We start from the raw sequence: 15,511 nt of genomic DNA, 5'->3' as shown, positions 1-15,511 counted from the left end.
CATTCCGATTCCGGCTTCTGGTGCCGACGGGCGCATCCTTGAGCGGAACGGTCGGGCGGAGTGTCGTGTTTTGCGCCGGCCGACGCATGACGTCGGCCGGCGCTCCCGGGGGGTCGGGAGCTCAGGGAGCGGAAGGGATCAGAGAACGCCGGACTCGGCGATGGTGACCTTGGCCTTCGGGCTGCCGCTGGACGTGCCGTAGCCCTCGATCTTCTTGACGAGGTCCATGCTCGCCTGGTCGGCGACCTCGCCGAACACGACGTGCTTGCCGTCCAGCCACGGCGTCACCACGGTGGTGACGAAGAACTGGGAGCCGTTGGTGTTCGGGCCGGCGTTGGCCATCGACAGCAGGCCCGGCCTGTCGTGCTTGAGGGTGAAGTTCTCGTCGGCGAACTTCTCGCCGTAGATGCTCTTGCCGCCGGTGCCGTTGCCCCGGGTGAAGTCGCCGCCCTGGAGCATGAAGGCCGGGATGATGCGGTGGAAGGAAGAACCGGCGTAGCCGAAGCCCTTCTCGCCGGTGGCCAGTGCGCGGAAGTTCTCCGCCGTCTTGGGAACCACGTCGTCGAACAGGTTGAAGGTGATCCGCCCGGCGGGCTCGTCGTTGATGGTGATGTCGAAGTAAGCCTTGATCGTCATGGTTCTATCCTGACATCCCGGACGACCTCTCGTGCATCCGGCATCCCGGCAAGCGGGTGGACGTCCCTCCGGGCGCCCGCAGCGAGGCCGATGGCATATGCCAGAAGCACCACCGTATCGAGTGTTGCCGAATCCCTTACGGGCCTTTCCCGGCTGTGCCAGAGTCGTCATCGGTCCATCCATCAGAGCTGGCCCGGCCGCGCCTGTATCGGAGTACGACATGCCGTCCCACCTGTTCGCGGACTCCTCTGCGCCACAGCCTCCCCAGCGGGGCTCTGTCGACGCGCTGATTTCGCAGACCCGTCGGCTGCGCGGCGACGTGGCCGCGGTGCGCCGGGACGCGGTCGTGGTGGACGACGAGGATCCGCACGGGCGCTGGCAGCGGGCCCTGTGCGACCTGGCGGTTCACCAACTCGACGACCTGGGCGCCCACTTGGGGCAGCTCAAGGCCGGACTGCCCCCCGAGCCCGACGAAGCGCCCGCCGGCGTGCCCCCCGCCGCGCCGGGCACGTCGTTACTCAGCCGGGTCGGCAGCGCGGAGTGGAACCTCCTCACCGACGAGGTGGACTGGTCCGACGAGCTGTACGAGATCTTCGGCCGTACGCCCGGGGACGGCCCGCTGTCGCTGGACGAACTGCCGTCCGTACTCCTCCCCGAGGACCAGGGGCTGCTCACCTCGATGGTGACGGACTGCCTGGTCGACGGGAAGCCGATCGACGGCGAGTTCCGTATCGTGCGCGCCGACCGCGCCGTACGGACCCTGCACATGATGGGTGAGCCGGTGCTCGACACCGACGGCTGCACCGCCTCGATGTGGGCCGTGCTGCGGGACGTCAGCGAGGTGCGCCGCAGCCAGCGCGTGGTGAGCGAGACCCGTGACTCATTGCAGCGCCAACAGCACATCGCGCAGACCGAGCGCCGGATCGCGGTCGAGCTGCAGCAGGCTGTACTGCCGCCGTGGCGCGGGCCCCTGCGGCTCCCGCACGGCGGTCCCGCCGCGCTCGACCTCGCCGCCCACTACCTGCCGTCCGCGTCGAGCGCACTGATCGGCGGGAACTGGCACGACGCGCTGGAGCTGCCCGGCGGGCAGACGCTGCTGACCGTGGGCGACCTGACCGGCCACGGGGTGGCCGCCACCTCCGGGATGGCCATGCTGCTCGGAGCGCTGCGCGGGATGGCTGTGGCCGGCATCGGGCCCGGCGCTCTGATGGGACACCTGAACCAGCTGCTGGAAGCCTCGACCCAGCCCGCGCTGGGCAGCGTGATGTGCTGCCGCTACGACCCGGTCACCCGGCTTCTGACCTGGGCGCAGGCGGGTCACCCCGCCCCGCTGCTGTTCCGCGACGGGACGGGGCGCACGCTGACGCCGCCTGAAGGGGTGCTGCTCGGAGCGACGTCCGGCGCCGCGTACGAACAGGTCGAGGTTCAGCTCCGCACCGGCGACCTGCTGGTTCTGCACACCGACGGGATCTCGCGCCGCAGTCCCGTCGACGATGCCGGTCCGTCCAGGCTGCTGGACCTCGCGCCGCGCTTCGCCGAGGCCCGTAGCGCGCAGGAGTGCGTGCGGCTGGTCGTGGCGGAGTTCGGCGAGGCCGAGCGTGAGGACGACGCGTGCGTGCTGATCGCCCGGGTCGCGGCGTAGGCGGAGCGGTCGCGGGACGCCGGTCCTAGATGCTGGTGCTCCTGTTCGTCTTCTTCGCGGGCAGTACCAGCTGAATCTCCTCGCGCAGATCCTCGATCTTCGGGTAGTCCGCGTACTGACCGGTGAGCCGGTACATCTGCCGCAGCCGGTCCCAGGTGCGGTGCGACGAGGTCTCCCCCATCGACATCAGCGCGAGGCGTGCGTACCGGTCGGCCTGTTCCGGGTCGTCCGCGATGAAGCACGCGGAGGCCAGTGAGAGGTAGTCGAAGATCTTCGACCGCTGCCTGCCGCCCGCCCGGAGAGCGAGCGCCTGCTTGGCGTGCCGTTGCGCCGCGGCCGCCGCCGCGGGCTCGTGCTCCGCGAGCGTACGGAAGGCCAGCGCCTGCATCCCGTGCAGATCGGCCTCGTCGAACATCTGCATCCAGCTCGGCGGCGGGACATCGCCCTTGTCCGAGACGAACAGTTCCTCCGCCTCCCCCAGGGTGCGCCGCATGGCCTGGCCGCGGCCCATGGACGCCTGTGCCCAGGCCTCGATGGTGTGCAGCATGGCGCGGGTACGGGGCAGCATCTCGTCGCCGGATCCGGACTTGGCGAGCTTCATCAGGTCCAGGGCGTCGTCGGGCTTTCCGAGGTGCACCATCTGGCGGGCGGCCCGGGAGAGGGCCTCGCCCGCGCGGGGGCGGTCGCCGCCCTCGCGGGCCGCGTGGGCGGCGATGACGAAGTACTTCTGGGCGGTGGGTTCGAGGCCGACGTCGTGCGACATCCAGCCGGCGAGGACCGCCAGGTTGGCGGCGACGCCCCACAGCCGGCGCTGGAGGTGGTCGGGGTGATGGTAGGCGAGCATGCCGCCCACTTCGTTGAGCTGGCCCACCACCGCCTTGCGCTGGAGACCGCCGCCGCGGGCGGCGTCCCAGGCGCGGAACACTTCGACGGAACGCTCGAGTTCTTCGATCTCCTGCGACCCGATGGGGGCGGCCTCGTAGCGGTCGTACCCGGCGGGGTCGGCGTGCAGGAGATCGTCGGTGCGTGGAGCGTGGGCCGTCGGAGCAGGGTCGGTGTGGAGCCAGTCGTGCATGGCGCTGCTGAGTGCGGAGCCTGCGGCGAGCGCGGCGCCCGCGCCCACCAAGCCGCGTCGGTTGAGCATGAGGTCCATTCCCGTGAATTCGGTGAGGACCGCTGCCGTCCGTTCGGGCGCCCACGGAAGACCGTCCGGATTCTCTGTGTTCCTGACGTCCCGCCGTTTTCCCGTGCGCCCGTGCCGGTCGAACCCGAGGTCCTCGATGGTCACGACACGGCCGAGTCGCTCGGTGAACAGAGCTGCCAGCACTTTGGGCACGGGATCGCGTGGGGCTTCCCCCATGTCGATCCAGCGTCGTACGCGCGACGTGTCGGTCGCCAGCTGCGCATGGCCCATGGCCGCCGCCTGCCGGTTCACCAGTCTCGCGAGTTCGCCCTTGGACCAGCCGGCGAGGCCGAACAGGTCTGCCAGGCGGGTGTTGGGTTCTCCGGTCACATCAAGCCCCCAGGGTCTCGGCTGATTCGACAGTAACCCCGTGTCAGATGCGGTGGGAATATTCGCCAGGGTTCGCCAGGGTCCGCCACATGGTGTGCCACCCGCAGGCGGGTGTCAGGTAAGAAAGCGCCACCCCGCTCCGGCAACCGAGCAGCATTCCCCAGGGTGTTGACCGGTTGTCGGGACGGGCGGCGCACGTAACTCGTCGGCACGCGAAGGGATCTGTATCGCCCATGTACACAGCATCGTCCTCCGTGTCCGCCCCGCCTCGGCCGTACCGTCCCGTGGCGACGGGCAGCGGACCGTATCTCGACCCCCATCACGCCGGAGCAGCGCCCCTGGGCGCCGGCCGTGCCCGGCGAGCCTCAGGGCTGGGCTCCCCGCCGCTCAGCGGAAGACTCGACCTGTCCGGCCCCCAGGGCGCGCAGCTGAGGATGGCCATCACCTCGGTGCACCGGATCTGCCCGGAGTTCAACCCGGTGCAGGTGCTGCGCCGCAGCGGGCGATCCGTACTGCTCGTCGGCACCACAGGCCGCACCACCGCGGTCGCGAAGTGTTTACTGGACCACTCCCCCGCGTGGACGGAGAGGTTCCGTCACGAAATAGCTTCTTACCGCACCTTCGTCCGGCACCGTCCACCGGTGCGGGTGCCGCGGCTGATCGCGGCGGACCCCGACCACTGCACCCTGGTGATCGAGCGGATGCCGGGCCGGGTGGCCGCTCTCACCCGGCATCCGGCCGAGGCGCCGCCGCGCGCCGATCTGCGGGCCGTCCTCGGCGCGGTCAAGCGGGTCAACGACTGGCGGCCGCCGGCCGATGTCTTCGAGGCGCCGCTCGACTACTCCTCGCGCATTTCCCGCTACCACGCGCTGGGCCTGCTCACCGACCGGGATCTCGGCGACCTGCAGAAGCTCCTGCACGGCTTCGCCCAGGCGACCGGGGGGCGGCAGAGCAGGTGGCAGTTCTGTCACGGCGACGCGCTGCTCTCCAACATCCTGCTGTCGCCGGCCGGGCCCGTCCTGGTCGACTGGGAGCACGCGGGCTGGTACCTGCCGGGGTACGACCTGGCGACGCTGTGGGCGGTGCTGGGCGACGCTCCGACGGCACGGCGGCAGATCAGCCAGCTGGCGCAGGCACCGGGCACCGCGGCGCGGGACGCGTTCCTGGTCAACCTGATGCTCGTCCTGACGCGGGAGATCCGTACGTACGAGACCGCTGTCCAGCGCACCATGCGGGAGGCGGCTCCGGTGACCGGGGCGACGGGGCAGGCCCCGGCGGGCGGCATGTCCACCGGTGAGGAGCAGCGGTTGCTGCTCCGGCGGCTGCACGACGACTGCGCGATGGCCCGGCGGGCCGTGCGCGCGGCCGTCGGCACCCGCTGACGAGGACGAAGAGGGAAAAGCACTGGCCCACCCGGTGACGATCACCCGGATGGGCCGGTGCTTCGTCATGTGCCGTGGTGCCTAGGGGCTCTGGAACTCGACGGCGTCCACGTCGAACGAGTTGTTCTGCGGCGACGTGAAGACGAGATAGAGCTTGTGGGTGCCCGCCAGGGCCTCGACCGGGACGGCCGGGGTGGTCTGATAGGTGTCCCAGCCACCGGTGTTCGGTACCGGCGTGGTGGCGAGGAGTTTGCCGTCGGGGGCGTCGGCACGCAGTTCGATCGCGCCGGCTCCGTACGGACTGGACAGCTTGTAGCCGACCTTGCCGACGCCCTCGACGCTCATCGGGTGGAAGGCCACCCAGTCGCCGTCGGACACGTCGCCGATGCGCTTGCCGTTCTCGGCTCCGGCCTGGGAGACGACGCGGGTGCCGGACTGGGCGTCGTAGTACTCGGCCTGCTTGTGCCTGGGCTGGAGGACCGCGCGTCCGTAGCCGGTGAGGGCGCCGACGTTCTCGCCGCCCTTGTCGGTGTACTTGGCGTTGAGTACGTAGGTGAGGTCGGCGCCCTCGGGGTGGCCGCCCAGGTCACCCGTGTCGACGGTCCCCTCGCACCCGGGGATGTCGGTGGTGGGGTGCTCGTGGTCGTCGTGCCCGAGGGCCGGGTTGACGGTGACCTTGGCGCAGTCGACCGGGCCGTCCTCCGGGTCGGTGACGGTGATCCTGTACGGGATCTTGTCGCCGAAGTCGATGAGCTTGCCGTCGACGGGGAAGTCGATGGTGACCTTGGGGGCGGTGTTGCCCGCGGTGACGGGGATGTTGGCGTACCCGGACTTGCCGGTGGAGTCGGTGACCTTGAGCTGGGCGTTGAAGTCACCCTTGGCCGTGTACGTGTGCGTGGGGTCGGCGTCAGTGGAGTCGTACGTTCCGTTGCCGTCGAAGTCCCAGGCGTAGCTGAGGTTGTCGCCGTCCGGATCCTGGCTGCCGGCGCTGGAGAACTCCGTGGTCAGCGGTACGGGGCCGTTGGTGACGGAGGCGGCCGCCTTGGCGACGGGGATGCGCTGTCCCTGTGCGTAGTCGATGCGGTAGAGACCGGAGTCGTTGTTGCCGCCGCCGAAGGAACTGCCCCATTCGAGGACGTACAGCGATCCGTCGGGTCCGAAGGTCATGTCCATCGGCTTGTTGAACTTCTGCGAGGACAGGAAGTCGTTGATCTTGAGGAGCTTCCCGTGCCGGTCGAAGCGGATCTCCTTGACGGAGTTGCGCGACCACTCGTAGAAGAAGCTCGCGCCCTCGAAGTAGGCGGGGAACTTCGTCTTGGAGGGGTTCTTCGGGTTGTAGTGGTAAACCGGGCCGCTCATCGGCGCCGAGCCGCCGCTGCCCATTTCGGGGAATTCCTTCGAGGCGCCGTAGCCGTACCAGATCTCGGGCTGTTGGATCGGGGGCAGTTCGGTGCGGCCGGTGTTGTTGGGCGAGGGGTTGACCGGCCTGGCGCAGTCGAACTTGGCGCCCACTTCCCCGGTGTCCGGGTCGTAGGGAGCGTACGCCTGGTTGTCGCCGTGGCAGAACGGCCAGCCGAAGTTGCCGGGCTTCTTGATGACGTTGTACTCGACCAGCCCCTCGGGCCCGCGGCCGGTGGCGGGCAGGCCGCGGTCGGGCCCGTAGTCGGAGACGTGGACGTGCCCGTTCCTGGGGTCGACGGTGAAGCGGAACGGGTTGCGGAAGCCCATCGCGTAGACCTCGGGGCGGCTCTTCGGCGTGCCCTTGGTGAAGAGGTTGCCCCGGGGGATCGTGTAGCCGCCGGAGTCGGTGGGCTTGATGCGCAGGATCTTGCCACGCAGGTCGTTGGTGTTGCCCGAGGTGCGGGCGGCGTCGAGCATCTGCCGGCCGGGGCGCCAGTCGAGCGGGGCGTATCCCTGCCAGTCGGGGTCGAGGTTGGGCGGGGTGTCGTCGCCCGTGCCGAGGTAGAGCGTGCGGTTCGGGCCGAACTCGACGGCGCCGCCGGTGTGTCCCGGCTCGGGGAAGGTGCGGTCGCGGTACGCGGGTACGTCGAGGAGCTTCTTCTCGCCGGCCAGGTCGAGGGTGTTGCCCTTGACGGTGAAGCGGGAGAGGCGGTTGACGTCGTCCTTGGCGCCCGCGGGGGCGTAGTAGAGGTAGATCCAGTGGTTGTCGGCGAAGGCCGGGTCGAGTTCCATGCCGACCAGGCCGTCCTCGCCGCCGGTGTAGACGTCGAGCTTGCCGGCGGTGGTGGTGGCGTGGGTGGCGGGGTCGAAGATCTTCACTTCGCCGCTGCGCTGGGCGTAGAAGACCCGGCCGTCCTCGGCGACGTCGAGTTCCATGGGGTCGGCGGTGTTCTCGTCGAGGGCGACCTTCTCGTAGCCGCTCCAGACGGTGCCTCCGCAGTCGCCGGGCTTGTTGCCCGCCGCCCACTGGACGCCGCCGACGACGTGGTCGCGGAAGTACGCCTCGCTGTAGGCGGGGGTGTCGTGGCCCATGGCGGTGGCCCAGACCTTGCCGCCCTCGGTGTTGCGGCACCAGGAGATGGGGTGGTCGGCGCCCATCGCGGCGCTGCCCGGGTTGTACGTCGTCTCGTCGGCGGTGACCAGGACGTGGACGTCACCGCGCGGGTTGGCGTCGAAGTTGTACCACTCCTCGGGGCGTTCCCAGCGCTCGGGCAGGCCCTTGGTCGAGGGGTGGACGCGGTCGGCTACCTTGGCGGTGCCCTTCAGGACGCCGGGCGAGTGGGCGGGCATGTGGACGCCGCCGTTGATGGCCTCGTCCCACCAGGGGAACTCCTCCTCCACGCCCATGTCGAGGGTGTTGTGGATGGCTACGACGCCGCCTCCGCCGCGCACGTACTTCTTCAGGGCGTCGCGCTGGGCCTCGGTGTCCCAGACCATGCCGGAGTTCTGCAGCATGACGATGACGTCGAAGTCCTTGAGCTTCTCGTCGTCGAAGACCGTGGAGTCGGCGGTCTGTACGACCTCGAAGCCGTTCTCGGCCGCCTCCTCCTCGAACATCCGGATTCCCGCGGGGATGGAGCCGTGGACGTAGCCGACCGCCTCGGTGAAGAGCAGCGCACGGAAGGCGGGGGCCTTCTCGACGGCGGTGGCGGGCAGCGCGGTCGCGCCGAGCAGCAGCGCCAGGAGCAGGGCGGTCAGTGCTCTGCGCAGGTCGCGGGATACGTCAAGGGCATGACATCTCATGAACCGGTCCTCTCGGGAGGGGAGGCGAGGACGCGGCGCAGAAAGGCCAGGCCCTCGGTGGCGATGGAGTCCTGCGAGGGGGCGAGGGGGCGCCACACGGACGCCGCGACCGCGATGGCGTCGTTGTGGGCGGTGAACGACTCGATGCAGAGCGGGCCCCGGTATCCGCCCGCGGTGAGCGCGGCGAGGAAGCCCGGCCAGTCGAGGTGGTCGGCGCCGGGGGTGCCGCGGTCGTTGGCGCACACCTGGACGTGCGCGATGCGGCCTGCGGCGGCGCGGACCGCGGCGGGCAGGGAACGTTCCTCGATGTTCTGGTGGTACGTGTCGAGGGCTACGCCGACGGACCGGGCGGGCAGCGGGCCGATCGCTTCGAGGGTCTGGGCCACGGTGTTGAACAGGCTCGTCTCGTAGCGGTTGAGCGGCTCGACGGCGATGGTCACCCCGGCGGCGCTCGCGTGGCGCAGTACCGGGGCGAGGTTCTCGCGCCACTCGTCGTACGCGGCGGCCCGCTGCGCACGGTCCATGCGCCAGGTGCGGCCGACGGCCGTGTACACGGGTCCCGCGACCACGGGCGCGCCGATCGCGCGCGCCGCGTCGACGCACCGCAGCAGGTAGTCCTGGGTGATGTGGACGGTCTGCGGGCCGGACCGTACGAGCCCCCGGTCGGGGGACATGACGGCGATGACGGCGGCGGGGGCGAGGCCCGTCGCCGCCAGCAGCTTCGCGGCCTGCGCCGGGTCCCAGTCGGCCGCCCGCTCCAGGGGCAGTTCGACGCAGTCGAAACCCCAGGAGGCGAGCCGGGGCAGGGTCTCGGCGAGCGCCTCGTGGGTCACCGGTGAGTGCCAGATCCACGGGCTGGCGCCGAGCGCGTGGCCGGCGTGACGGCCCGTCATCCCTTGCCGCCCCACGCCTGCGGGAAGCCGGGCAGGTCCTCGCAGCCGCACATCGCGTAGTGCAGGGGCGGCATACCGGGCTTGAGATACTGGTCCAGGTTGTCCCGGGTGACGGTGGGCTGCGGCAGCTTCCACTCCTTGGGGACCTCCTCTCCCTTCAGGACGCGCAGGGCGGCGATCACGGGCGTGCGCCACTGGAAGGTCGGGTACGTGGGGGCGATCGCGGTGAGGTCCTTGTCCTTCCACGCCTGGAGGAAGTCCTGCTGGTCCTCCCCCGTGATCGGCGGTACGTCCTTGCCCGCGTCCTCGAACGCCTCCACGGCGGCGACGGCCGTCGCACCCGAGTCCATCCATACGCCGTCGATGTCGCCGTGCCGGGTGAGGGCGTCGGCGACGACCGACTTGGTCCTGGCGGGGTCTCCCTCGGTGAACTTGGCGTCCACGAGCTCCAGTTCGCTGTCGTCGAAGACGGCCTTCGCGGCCGACCAGCGGGTTTCGAGGACGTCGACTCCGGGAGAGATGCGCAGGGCGAGGATCTTGCCTCCGGGCTCGACCTTCTCCTTCAGGAACGCGGCGGCCACCTGCCCGTATCCGTACCCGCCGACCGGGTTGACGAAGGTGACCGCGCAGTCGGTCTCCACGCCCCGGTCGAAGACGATGACGGGGACCTTGGCACAGGCCTGTTCGACGGCGGGGGTGAGGGTGGCGGTGGTGTTCGGGGAGACGATCAGGGCGTCGCAGCCGCGCCCGGCGAGCTCCTGGATGTCGGAGATCTGCTTGTCGTCCTTGCCCTGGGCGTCGAGGACGGTGAACTCGGTGATCTCCTTGTGCAGCGCCGCCTCGGCCTTCATGTTCTTCATGCCGACCTGGCGCCACGGGTTGAAGACACCCGCGTTGGAGAAGCACAGGTGGATTCCGCCACCGCCCTTCTTCCTGTACGCCGCGGTGCCGGTCATCTCCGGCCTCAGCATCTGTTCCCAGGGTTTGCCGGCCGGCCCCTGGGGCTTCTCGGTCATCAGGCTCAGCTGCCGGTCGTACTCGGCCTTCCGGAAGAACTTCGAGTGTTCGCCGGTGTCCGTTCCCGGCGAGGTTGCCTCCGTACCCCCGGAGGGTCCCGCGGGTGTGCCCGGTGGCGCGTCGCTGGAGCAGGAGCCGATGAGGGCGGCCGAGAGCAGTACGGCGGCCGGGACGAGGGCGCGTCTGCGCGTGGACGTCATGAGGGTTCCCCTCCCGAGGGGTGTGTACGGCGGCGGCGCGGCCGGGACCAGTCGGCGGCTCCGAGGCCCACCGCGGCGATGACGATGACGCCTTGGACGGTGGATTCGAGGGCGCCGGAGACGCCCTGGAGGTTGAGCAGGGTGAACAGGGCCTGCAGGGAGAACGCGCCGGCCATCGCGGCGACGACCGATCCGCGGCCGCCGCCGAGGACCACTCCGCCGAGTACGACGGCGGTGATCGCCTCGAACTCGTAGCCGCGGCCCGCCTGCGCGGAGACGCCGGAGAATCCGCCGACGAGGACCGCGGCGAGGGCGGCGGCCGTACCGGACAGGACGAAGGCGATGGTGCGGGCGCGGGCCACGCGGACACCGGCGAGGGCGGCGGCGCGTTCGCTGTCGCCGGTGGCCACGAGGGTGCGGCCGAAGTCGGAGCGCATGAGCAGGGCGACGGCCACTGCGGCGGCGGCGCAGGCGAGGACCGCCCACGGGAGCCAGCCGAGGGCGGTGCCGCGGCCGAGCCGGCGGAAGGCGGTGGGGAGCGCGCCGTGCGGGGAGCCGCCGGTCCAGAAGAAGACGGCGCCTTCGAGGATCAGCATCATGCCGAGGGTGGTGATGAAGGACGGCACGCGCAAGGCGGTGGTGACCAGGCCGCTGACCAGTCCGGCGAGGGCTCCTGCGGCGAGGAGGACGGCGGTGACGAGCAGCCAGTGGGCGCCGGGGTACGAGCCGTACAGCTCGGCGGCGACGACGACGCCCGCCGTCACGATCGCGCCGACCGAGAGGTCGAACTCGCCGCACACGATGACCAGGTACTGGCCCGCGGCGAGGATGACGAGGGGCGCGGCGCGCTTGACGAAGGCGAGGAAGCGGTCGGGTTCGTAGAAACCGGGGTCGGTGAGGGCGAGGGCCGCGAGGAGGACGGCGAGGAGGGCGTAGACGGGGGCGCCGGTGCCGAGCGCGCGTGCCACTCGCCCGGTGGGGGATGTGGTCGTGGTGGTCGCCGTGGTCACGCGGGCCTCCTCGACGGGCGGCGGGCGTAGAGGGCGACGGCCGCGATGATGACGACGCCGCGGACGACGTTCTTGAAGAACGGGTCGACGGAGAGCTGGTTGAAGACGCTGTCGAGCACGGCGAGGACGAGTACGCCGCCGAGGGTGCCGGCCACTCCCCCGCGGCCGCCCGCGAGAGCGGTGCCGCCCAGGACGACGGCTGCGATCGATTCGAGGTCGTAGCGGGCTTCGGTGCCGGCCCAGGGGGCGCCGGCGCCGAGCCGGGACGCGAGGAAGAGGGCCGCCGCTCCGACGCACAGCGAGCAGAGGATGTGCGCGGTGACGACGGTGCGGCGGGTGCGTACGCCGGACAGGCGGGCGGCGTGTTCGTCGCCGCCGGTGGCGTACATGTGGTGTCCGAGGCGGGTGCGGCGGGTGATCAGCCACATCGCGGCGGCGACGGCGGCGAGGAGGAAGAGCGAGACGGGGACGGGGCCGATGCGGTCGTAGCCGAGGTGCTGGAAGGAGGCGGGGACCTTGCCGGCGGGCCCGGCGTAGTTGTCCTCGATCCAGCCGCGCAGGATGAAGGCGGTGCCGAGGGTGGCGATGAAGGCGTTGACCTTCAGGCCGGTGACGACGAGCCCGTTGGCGAGCCCGACGGCGCCGGAGAGCGCGAGGACGGCGATGACCGCGGTGAGGACGCTGCCGCCCTCCATGGTCTCGGCGGCGACGAGGGTACCGAGGCTGATGAGGTACGCGACGGACAGGTCGAGGGATCCGGTGAGGATGACGGCGGACTGGCCGACGGCGACGAGGCCGAGGGCGACGCAGTTCTGGAGGATGGCGACGACGTTGGTGAGGCTGAGGAAGTTCCCGCCGTCGGCGGCGACGGCGATCCATCCGGCGAGGGTGACGGCGAGGGCGGCCAGCCAGACGCCGGCGACGGGGCCGGTGAGGCGGATCCTGGCGGGGACGGCACGCCGGGCCGCGGGCGGGGCGGCGGCCGCCCGGAGGGAGTTCACCGGAGCCCCCTCCCGACGTGGCCGCGCCCGGCGATCCCCGGTGCGGCACCCTTGAGCCCTTCCGGCCGGGGAGCGGGGGCCGGGGCGGGGCCCCGGTGCGGGAAGGGGCGGGGCGGGGTGCTCATGCGGCGCCCTCCTGGGGGGCGGCGCCACGCGTGGCCAGGCGCATGATGGCTTCTTCCGTTGCTCCGGCGGGGAGTTCACCCGCGAGACGGCCCTCGGACATGACGAGGATGCGGTCGCTCATGCCGATCAGCTCCGGGAGCTCGGAGGAGATGATCAGTACGGCGAGACCTTCGCGGGCGAGTTCGCGCACGAGGGTGTGGATCGCGGCCTTCGCCCCGACGTCGACGCCCCGGGTCGGTTCGTCGAAGAGGAGCACCTGGGGGCGGGCCGCCAGCCACTTGGCGACGACGACTTTCTGCTGGTTGCCGCCGGAGAGGTACTGGACCTGCTGGTCCTCCCCGTGGGCGCGCAGGCGTACGCGTTCGAGAAGGGCGGTGAGTCCCCCGGCTGCCGTCCGGGGCCTGTCGCGGGCGGGGACCGCGCGGGTGACGAGGAGGGCGTTGTCGCGTACGGACTGACGCAGGGCCAGTCCCTCCGCCTTGCGGTCCTCGGTGACCAGGGCGATGCCGCCGCGGATGGCCTGGCGGGGGCGCGCGGGCCGCAGCGGGGCGCCGCCCACGGTCATGGTTCCGGTGGTGAAGGGCGCGGCGCCGAACAGCGCGCGGGCCAGCGACGTACGGCCGGATCCCTGGAGGCCCGCCACGCCCACCACTTCGCCGGCGCGGAGGGTGAGGTCGACGCCCCGGACACGGTCGTTGCCGCCGCCGGTGAGGGTGAGCCTCGCTTCGCCGATCTCCTCCGGGCGGGCGCGCGGCGGGTAGTAGGAACCGAGGTCCCGGCCGACCATGGCCCGTACGACCTCGTCGACGCGGGTGTCCTCGGTGCGCAGGGTCGTGACGCGCCGGCCGTCCTTGAGGACGGTGATGCGCCGGGCGAGGCCGAAGACTTCGCGGAGCCGGTGCGAGATGTAGAGGATCCCGAGCCCGCGTGCGGCGAGGCGGCGGACGAGCGCGGAGAGGAGCTCCACCTCGTGGTCGGCGAGCGGCGCGGTGGGCTCGTCCATGACGAGGACGCGCACGTCGGAGGCGAGGGCCTTGACGATCTCGACGGTCTGCTGACGGGCCACGGACAGGTCGCGGACGGGGGTCCGGGGCGTGATGCCGGTCTCGTCGATCTCGGCGAGGAGTTCGGCGGTGCGGCGTTCCATGGCCCGGCGGTCGACGAGGCCGCGCCGGGTGGGCTCCCGGCCGAGGAAGACGTTCTCGGCGACGGTCCGGTGTTCGAGGAGCGCGAACTCCTGGTGGATGATGCCGATTCCGGCGGCCTGTGCCTGCGCGGGGTGGGCGAACGTGTGCTCCGTGCCGTCGAGCGTGATGGTGCCGGTGTCGGCGGTGTGCTCGCCCGCCAGGATCTTCATGAGGGTGGATTTGCCGGCCCCGTTCTCCCCGACGACGGCGTGCACTTCGCCGGGTCCGAGGTCGAGGCCGACATCGTGCAGCACTCTCACACCGAGAAAGCTTTTGGACACGCCCTGCATCGTCAGCATCGCCTGGCTCCTCAGAAAGCGTTTGCACAGCAATGTCGTGACCCGGCTTTGACCTGTCAAGGGCTCAAATAGCTTGGTAATACGGTGAGTTGGACCGCACTTATGCCGACAATCGAACATCGACTGCCTTGTGAGCAGCGGAAGTCGTCCCTAAGGTGACGGCCATGTCTTGGTCGACGGATCACAGCAGTTCCGCCACCGCCCACTCGCCCGGCCAGGTGCTGAAGCTGATCAGCTCGGGGGCGGTGACGACGCGGGCCGACATCGCGCGCCTCACCGGACTGGCCCGTTCCACCGTCTCCCAGCGGGTGGACGCGCTCGTCGCGCACGGCTTCGTCGACGAGGAGGCCGACGGTCCCTCGACGGGCGGACGGCCGCCCCGCAGGCTCCAGCTGCGCACCCGTGAGCACGCGGTGGCCGGAGTGGACCTCGGGGCTTCGCACTGCCGGGTGTCGCTGATGGACATCGGCGGGGCGACGCTCGCCGCGCGGGAGGACCCGCTGTCGATCGCCGACGGCCCTGATTCCGTACTGCGCCATGTGGAGCGCACGCTGCACGCGCTGCTGGAGGAGGCGGACCTGGAGCCGCGCACGCTGCGTTCCATCGGGGTGGGCGTGCCGGGGCCGGTGGAGTTCTCGACGGGGCGGCCCGTCGATCCGCCGATCATGCCGGGGTGGCACCAGTATCCGATCCCGGAGTTCTTCGCGGCCCGGTTCGGGGTGCGGGCGCTCGTCGACAACGACGTGAACGTGATGGCGCTCGGCGAGCAGCGGACCGCGTTCCCGGACTGCCGCTACCTGCTGTACATCAAGGTGGGTACGGGGATCGGCTGCGGCATCGTCGCCGACGGGCGGCTGCACCGCGGCGCGCAGGGCTGTGCGGGCGACATCGGGCACATCCGGGTCGGCGACGAGGGGGATCTGTGCCGGTGCGGGAACTCCGGCTGTCTGGAGGCGGTCGCGGGCGGTTCGGCGATCGCGGCCCGGCTGGCGGGGCTCGGTCTTGACGCGGCCTCCGGCAGCGACGTCGTACGGCTGGTGAAGTCCGGCAACCGGGACGCCGTACGGATGGTGCGCGAGGGGGGCCGCGCGGTCGGCGAGGTGCTGGCGGGCCTGGTCAACTTCTTCAACCCGGACACGGTGGTGCTCGGCGGGGCGCTGGCCGCCGTGCACGACCAGCTGCTCGCGGGCGTACGGGAGGCGGTGTACCGGCGGTCGCACCCGCTGGCGACGCATGTGCTGCGGATCGAGCCGAGCCGTACGGGTGAGAACGCGGCGGCGGCCGGCGCCGGCATCCTCGCGATCGAGCACGCGCTGTCCCCCGCGGAGGTGGACCGGGCACTGGCGCGGGCGGCGTCCTAGGGCTTCCCGGGGCGTCCGGACACATGCGGCCGCATTCGAG

General features: G+C 71.1%; 11 protein-coding genes. 3 read left to right on the top strand and 8 right to left on the bottom strand.

Translation table 11 applies throughout. The features are described 5' to 3' along the window. Positions 1-138: 138 nt before the first annotated feature. Complete coding sequence (locus tag ACWD0Y_RS21185) at positions 139-636, bottom strand: peptidylprolyl isomerase (protein ID WP_093802782.1); 498 nt, start codon at positions 634-636, stop codon at positions 139-141. 220 nt (positions 637-856) lie between these two features. On the opposite strand from ACWD0Y_RS21185, the gene ACWD0Y_RS21180 reads away from it, so the two are divergent. Next, complete coding sequence (locus tag ACWD0Y_RS21180; RefSeq protein ID WP_450261879.1) at positions 857-2,278, top strand: PP2C family protein-serine/threonine phosphatase; 1,422 nt, start codon at positions 857-859, stop codon at positions 2,276-2,278. 25 nt (positions 2,279-2,303) lie between these two features. Here ACWD0Y_RS21180 and ACWD0Y_RS21175 read toward each other — a convergent pair whose 3' ends face one another. After that, positions 2,304-3,791, bottom strand: a complete 1,488-nt coding sequence (locus ACWD0Y_RS21175) for a DNA-binding protein NsdB (protein ID WP_450261878.1) — start codon at positions 3,789-3,791, stop codon at positions 2,304-2,306. A gap of 233 nt (positions 3,792-4,024) precedes the next feature. Here ACWD0Y_RS21175 and ACWD0Y_RS21170 point away from each other — a divergent pair, with 233 nt between their 5' ends. After that, entirely contained in the window at positions 4,025-5,173 is a 1,149-nt protein-coding gene (locus ACWD0Y_RS21170) for an aminoglycoside phosphotransferase family protein (RefSeq protein WP_450261877.1), read from the top strand. An 81-nt stretch (positions 5,174-5,254) separates the two neighbouring features. Here ACWD0Y_RS21170 and ACWD0Y_RS21165 read toward each other — a convergent pair whose 3' ends face one another. The 6 genes from ACWD0Y_RS21165 to ACWD0Y_RS21140 all read right to left on the bottom strand — a co-directional run bounded on the left by ACWD0Y_RS21165 (position 5,255) and on the right by ACWD0Y_RS21140 (position 14,110). Then, positions 5,255-8,377, bottom strand: a complete 3,123-nt coding sequence (locus ACWD0Y_RS21165; protein WP_450261876.1) for a ThuA domain-containing protein — start codon at positions 8,375-8,377, stop codon at positions 5,255-5,257. Beyond that, complete coding sequence (locus ACWD0Y_RS21160) at positions 8,374-9,270, bottom strand: sugar phosphate isomerase/epimerase family protein (protein WP_450261875.1); 897 nt, start codon at positions 9,268-9,270, stop codon at positions 8,374-8,376. The genes ACWD0Y_RS21165 and ACWD0Y_RS21160 overlap by 4 nt, the downstream gene beginning before the upstream one ends. Continuing rightward, entirely contained in the window at positions 9,267-10,487 is a 1,221-nt protein-coding gene (locus tag ACWD0Y_RS21155; protein WP_450261874.1) for a substrate-binding domain-containing protein, read from the bottom strand. The genes ACWD0Y_RS21160 and ACWD0Y_RS21155 overlap by 4 nt, the downstream gene beginning before the upstream one ends. Then, complete coding sequence (locus ACWD0Y_RS21150; RefSeq protein ID WP_450261873.1) at positions 10,484-11,497, bottom strand: ABC transporter permease; 1,014 nt, start codon at positions 11,495-11,497, stop codon at positions 10,484-10,486. Before ACWD0Y_RS21150 ends, ACWD0Y_RS21155 begins: the two co-directional genes overlap by 4 nt. Further along, a complete protein-coding gene (locus tag ACWD0Y_RS21145) occupies positions 11,494-12,498 on the bottom strand; it encodes an ABC transporter permease (RefSeq protein ID WP_450261872.1) in 1,005 nt (334 codons plus the stop codon). Before ACWD0Y_RS21145 ends, ACWD0Y_RS21150 begins: the two co-directional genes overlap by 4 nt. Positions 12,499-12,619: 121 nt before the next feature. Next, positions 12,620-14,110 (bottom strand): sugar ABC transporter ATP-binding protein, encoded by a 1,491-nt coding sequence (locus tag ACWD0Y_RS21140; protein ID WP_450261871.1) that lies wholly within the window; start codon positions 14,108-14,110, stop codon positions 12,620-12,622. A 164-nt stretch (positions 14,111-14,274) separates the two neighbouring features. On the opposite strand from ACWD0Y_RS21140, the gene ACWD0Y_RS21135 reads away from it, so the two are divergent. After that, entirely contained in the window at positions 14,275-15,471 is a 1,197-nt protein-coding gene (locus ACWD0Y_RS21135; protein ID WP_450261870.1) for an ROK family protein, read from the top strand. Positions 15,472-15,511: the final 40 nt, after the last annotated feature.

Source organism: Streptomyces altiplanensis (assembly GCF_053591575.1).
This window is presented reverse-complemented; position numbering and strand designations above follow the sequence as displayed.

Coding starts and splice junctions, on each gene's coding strand:
- ACWD0Y_RS21185 (WP_093802782.1), bottom strand. CDS start 636: ATGACGATCAAGGCTTACTTCGACATCACCATCAACGACGAGCCCGCC.
- ACWD0Y_RS21180 (WP_450261879.1), top strand. CDS start 857: ATGCCGTCCCACCTGTTCGCGGACTCCTCTGCGCCACAGCCTCCCCAG.
- ACWD0Y_RS21170 (WP_450261877.1), top strand. CDS start 4,025: ATGTACACAGCATCGTCCTCCGTGTCCGCCCCGCCTCGGCCGTACCGT.
- ACWD0Y_RS21165 (WP_450261876.1), bottom strand. CDS start 8,377: ATGAGATGTCATGCCCTTGACGTATCCCGCGACCTGCGCAGAGCACTG.
- ACWD0Y_RS21160 (WP_450261875.1), bottom strand. CDS start 9,270: ATGACGGGCCGTCACGCCGGCCACGCGCTCGGCGCCAGCCCGTGGATC.
- ACWD0Y_RS21155 (WP_450261874.1), bottom strand. CDS start 10,487: ATGACGTCCACGCGCAGACGCGCCCTCGTCCCGGCCGCCGTACTGCTC.
- ACWD0Y_RS21140 (WP_450261871.1), bottom strand. CDS start 14,110: ATGCTGACGATGCAGGGCGTGTCCAAAAGCTTTCTCGGTGTGAGAGTG.
- ACWD0Y_RS21135 (WP_450261870.1), top strand. CDS start 14,275: ATGTCTTGGTCGACGGATCACAGCAGTTCCGCCACCGCCCACTCGCCC.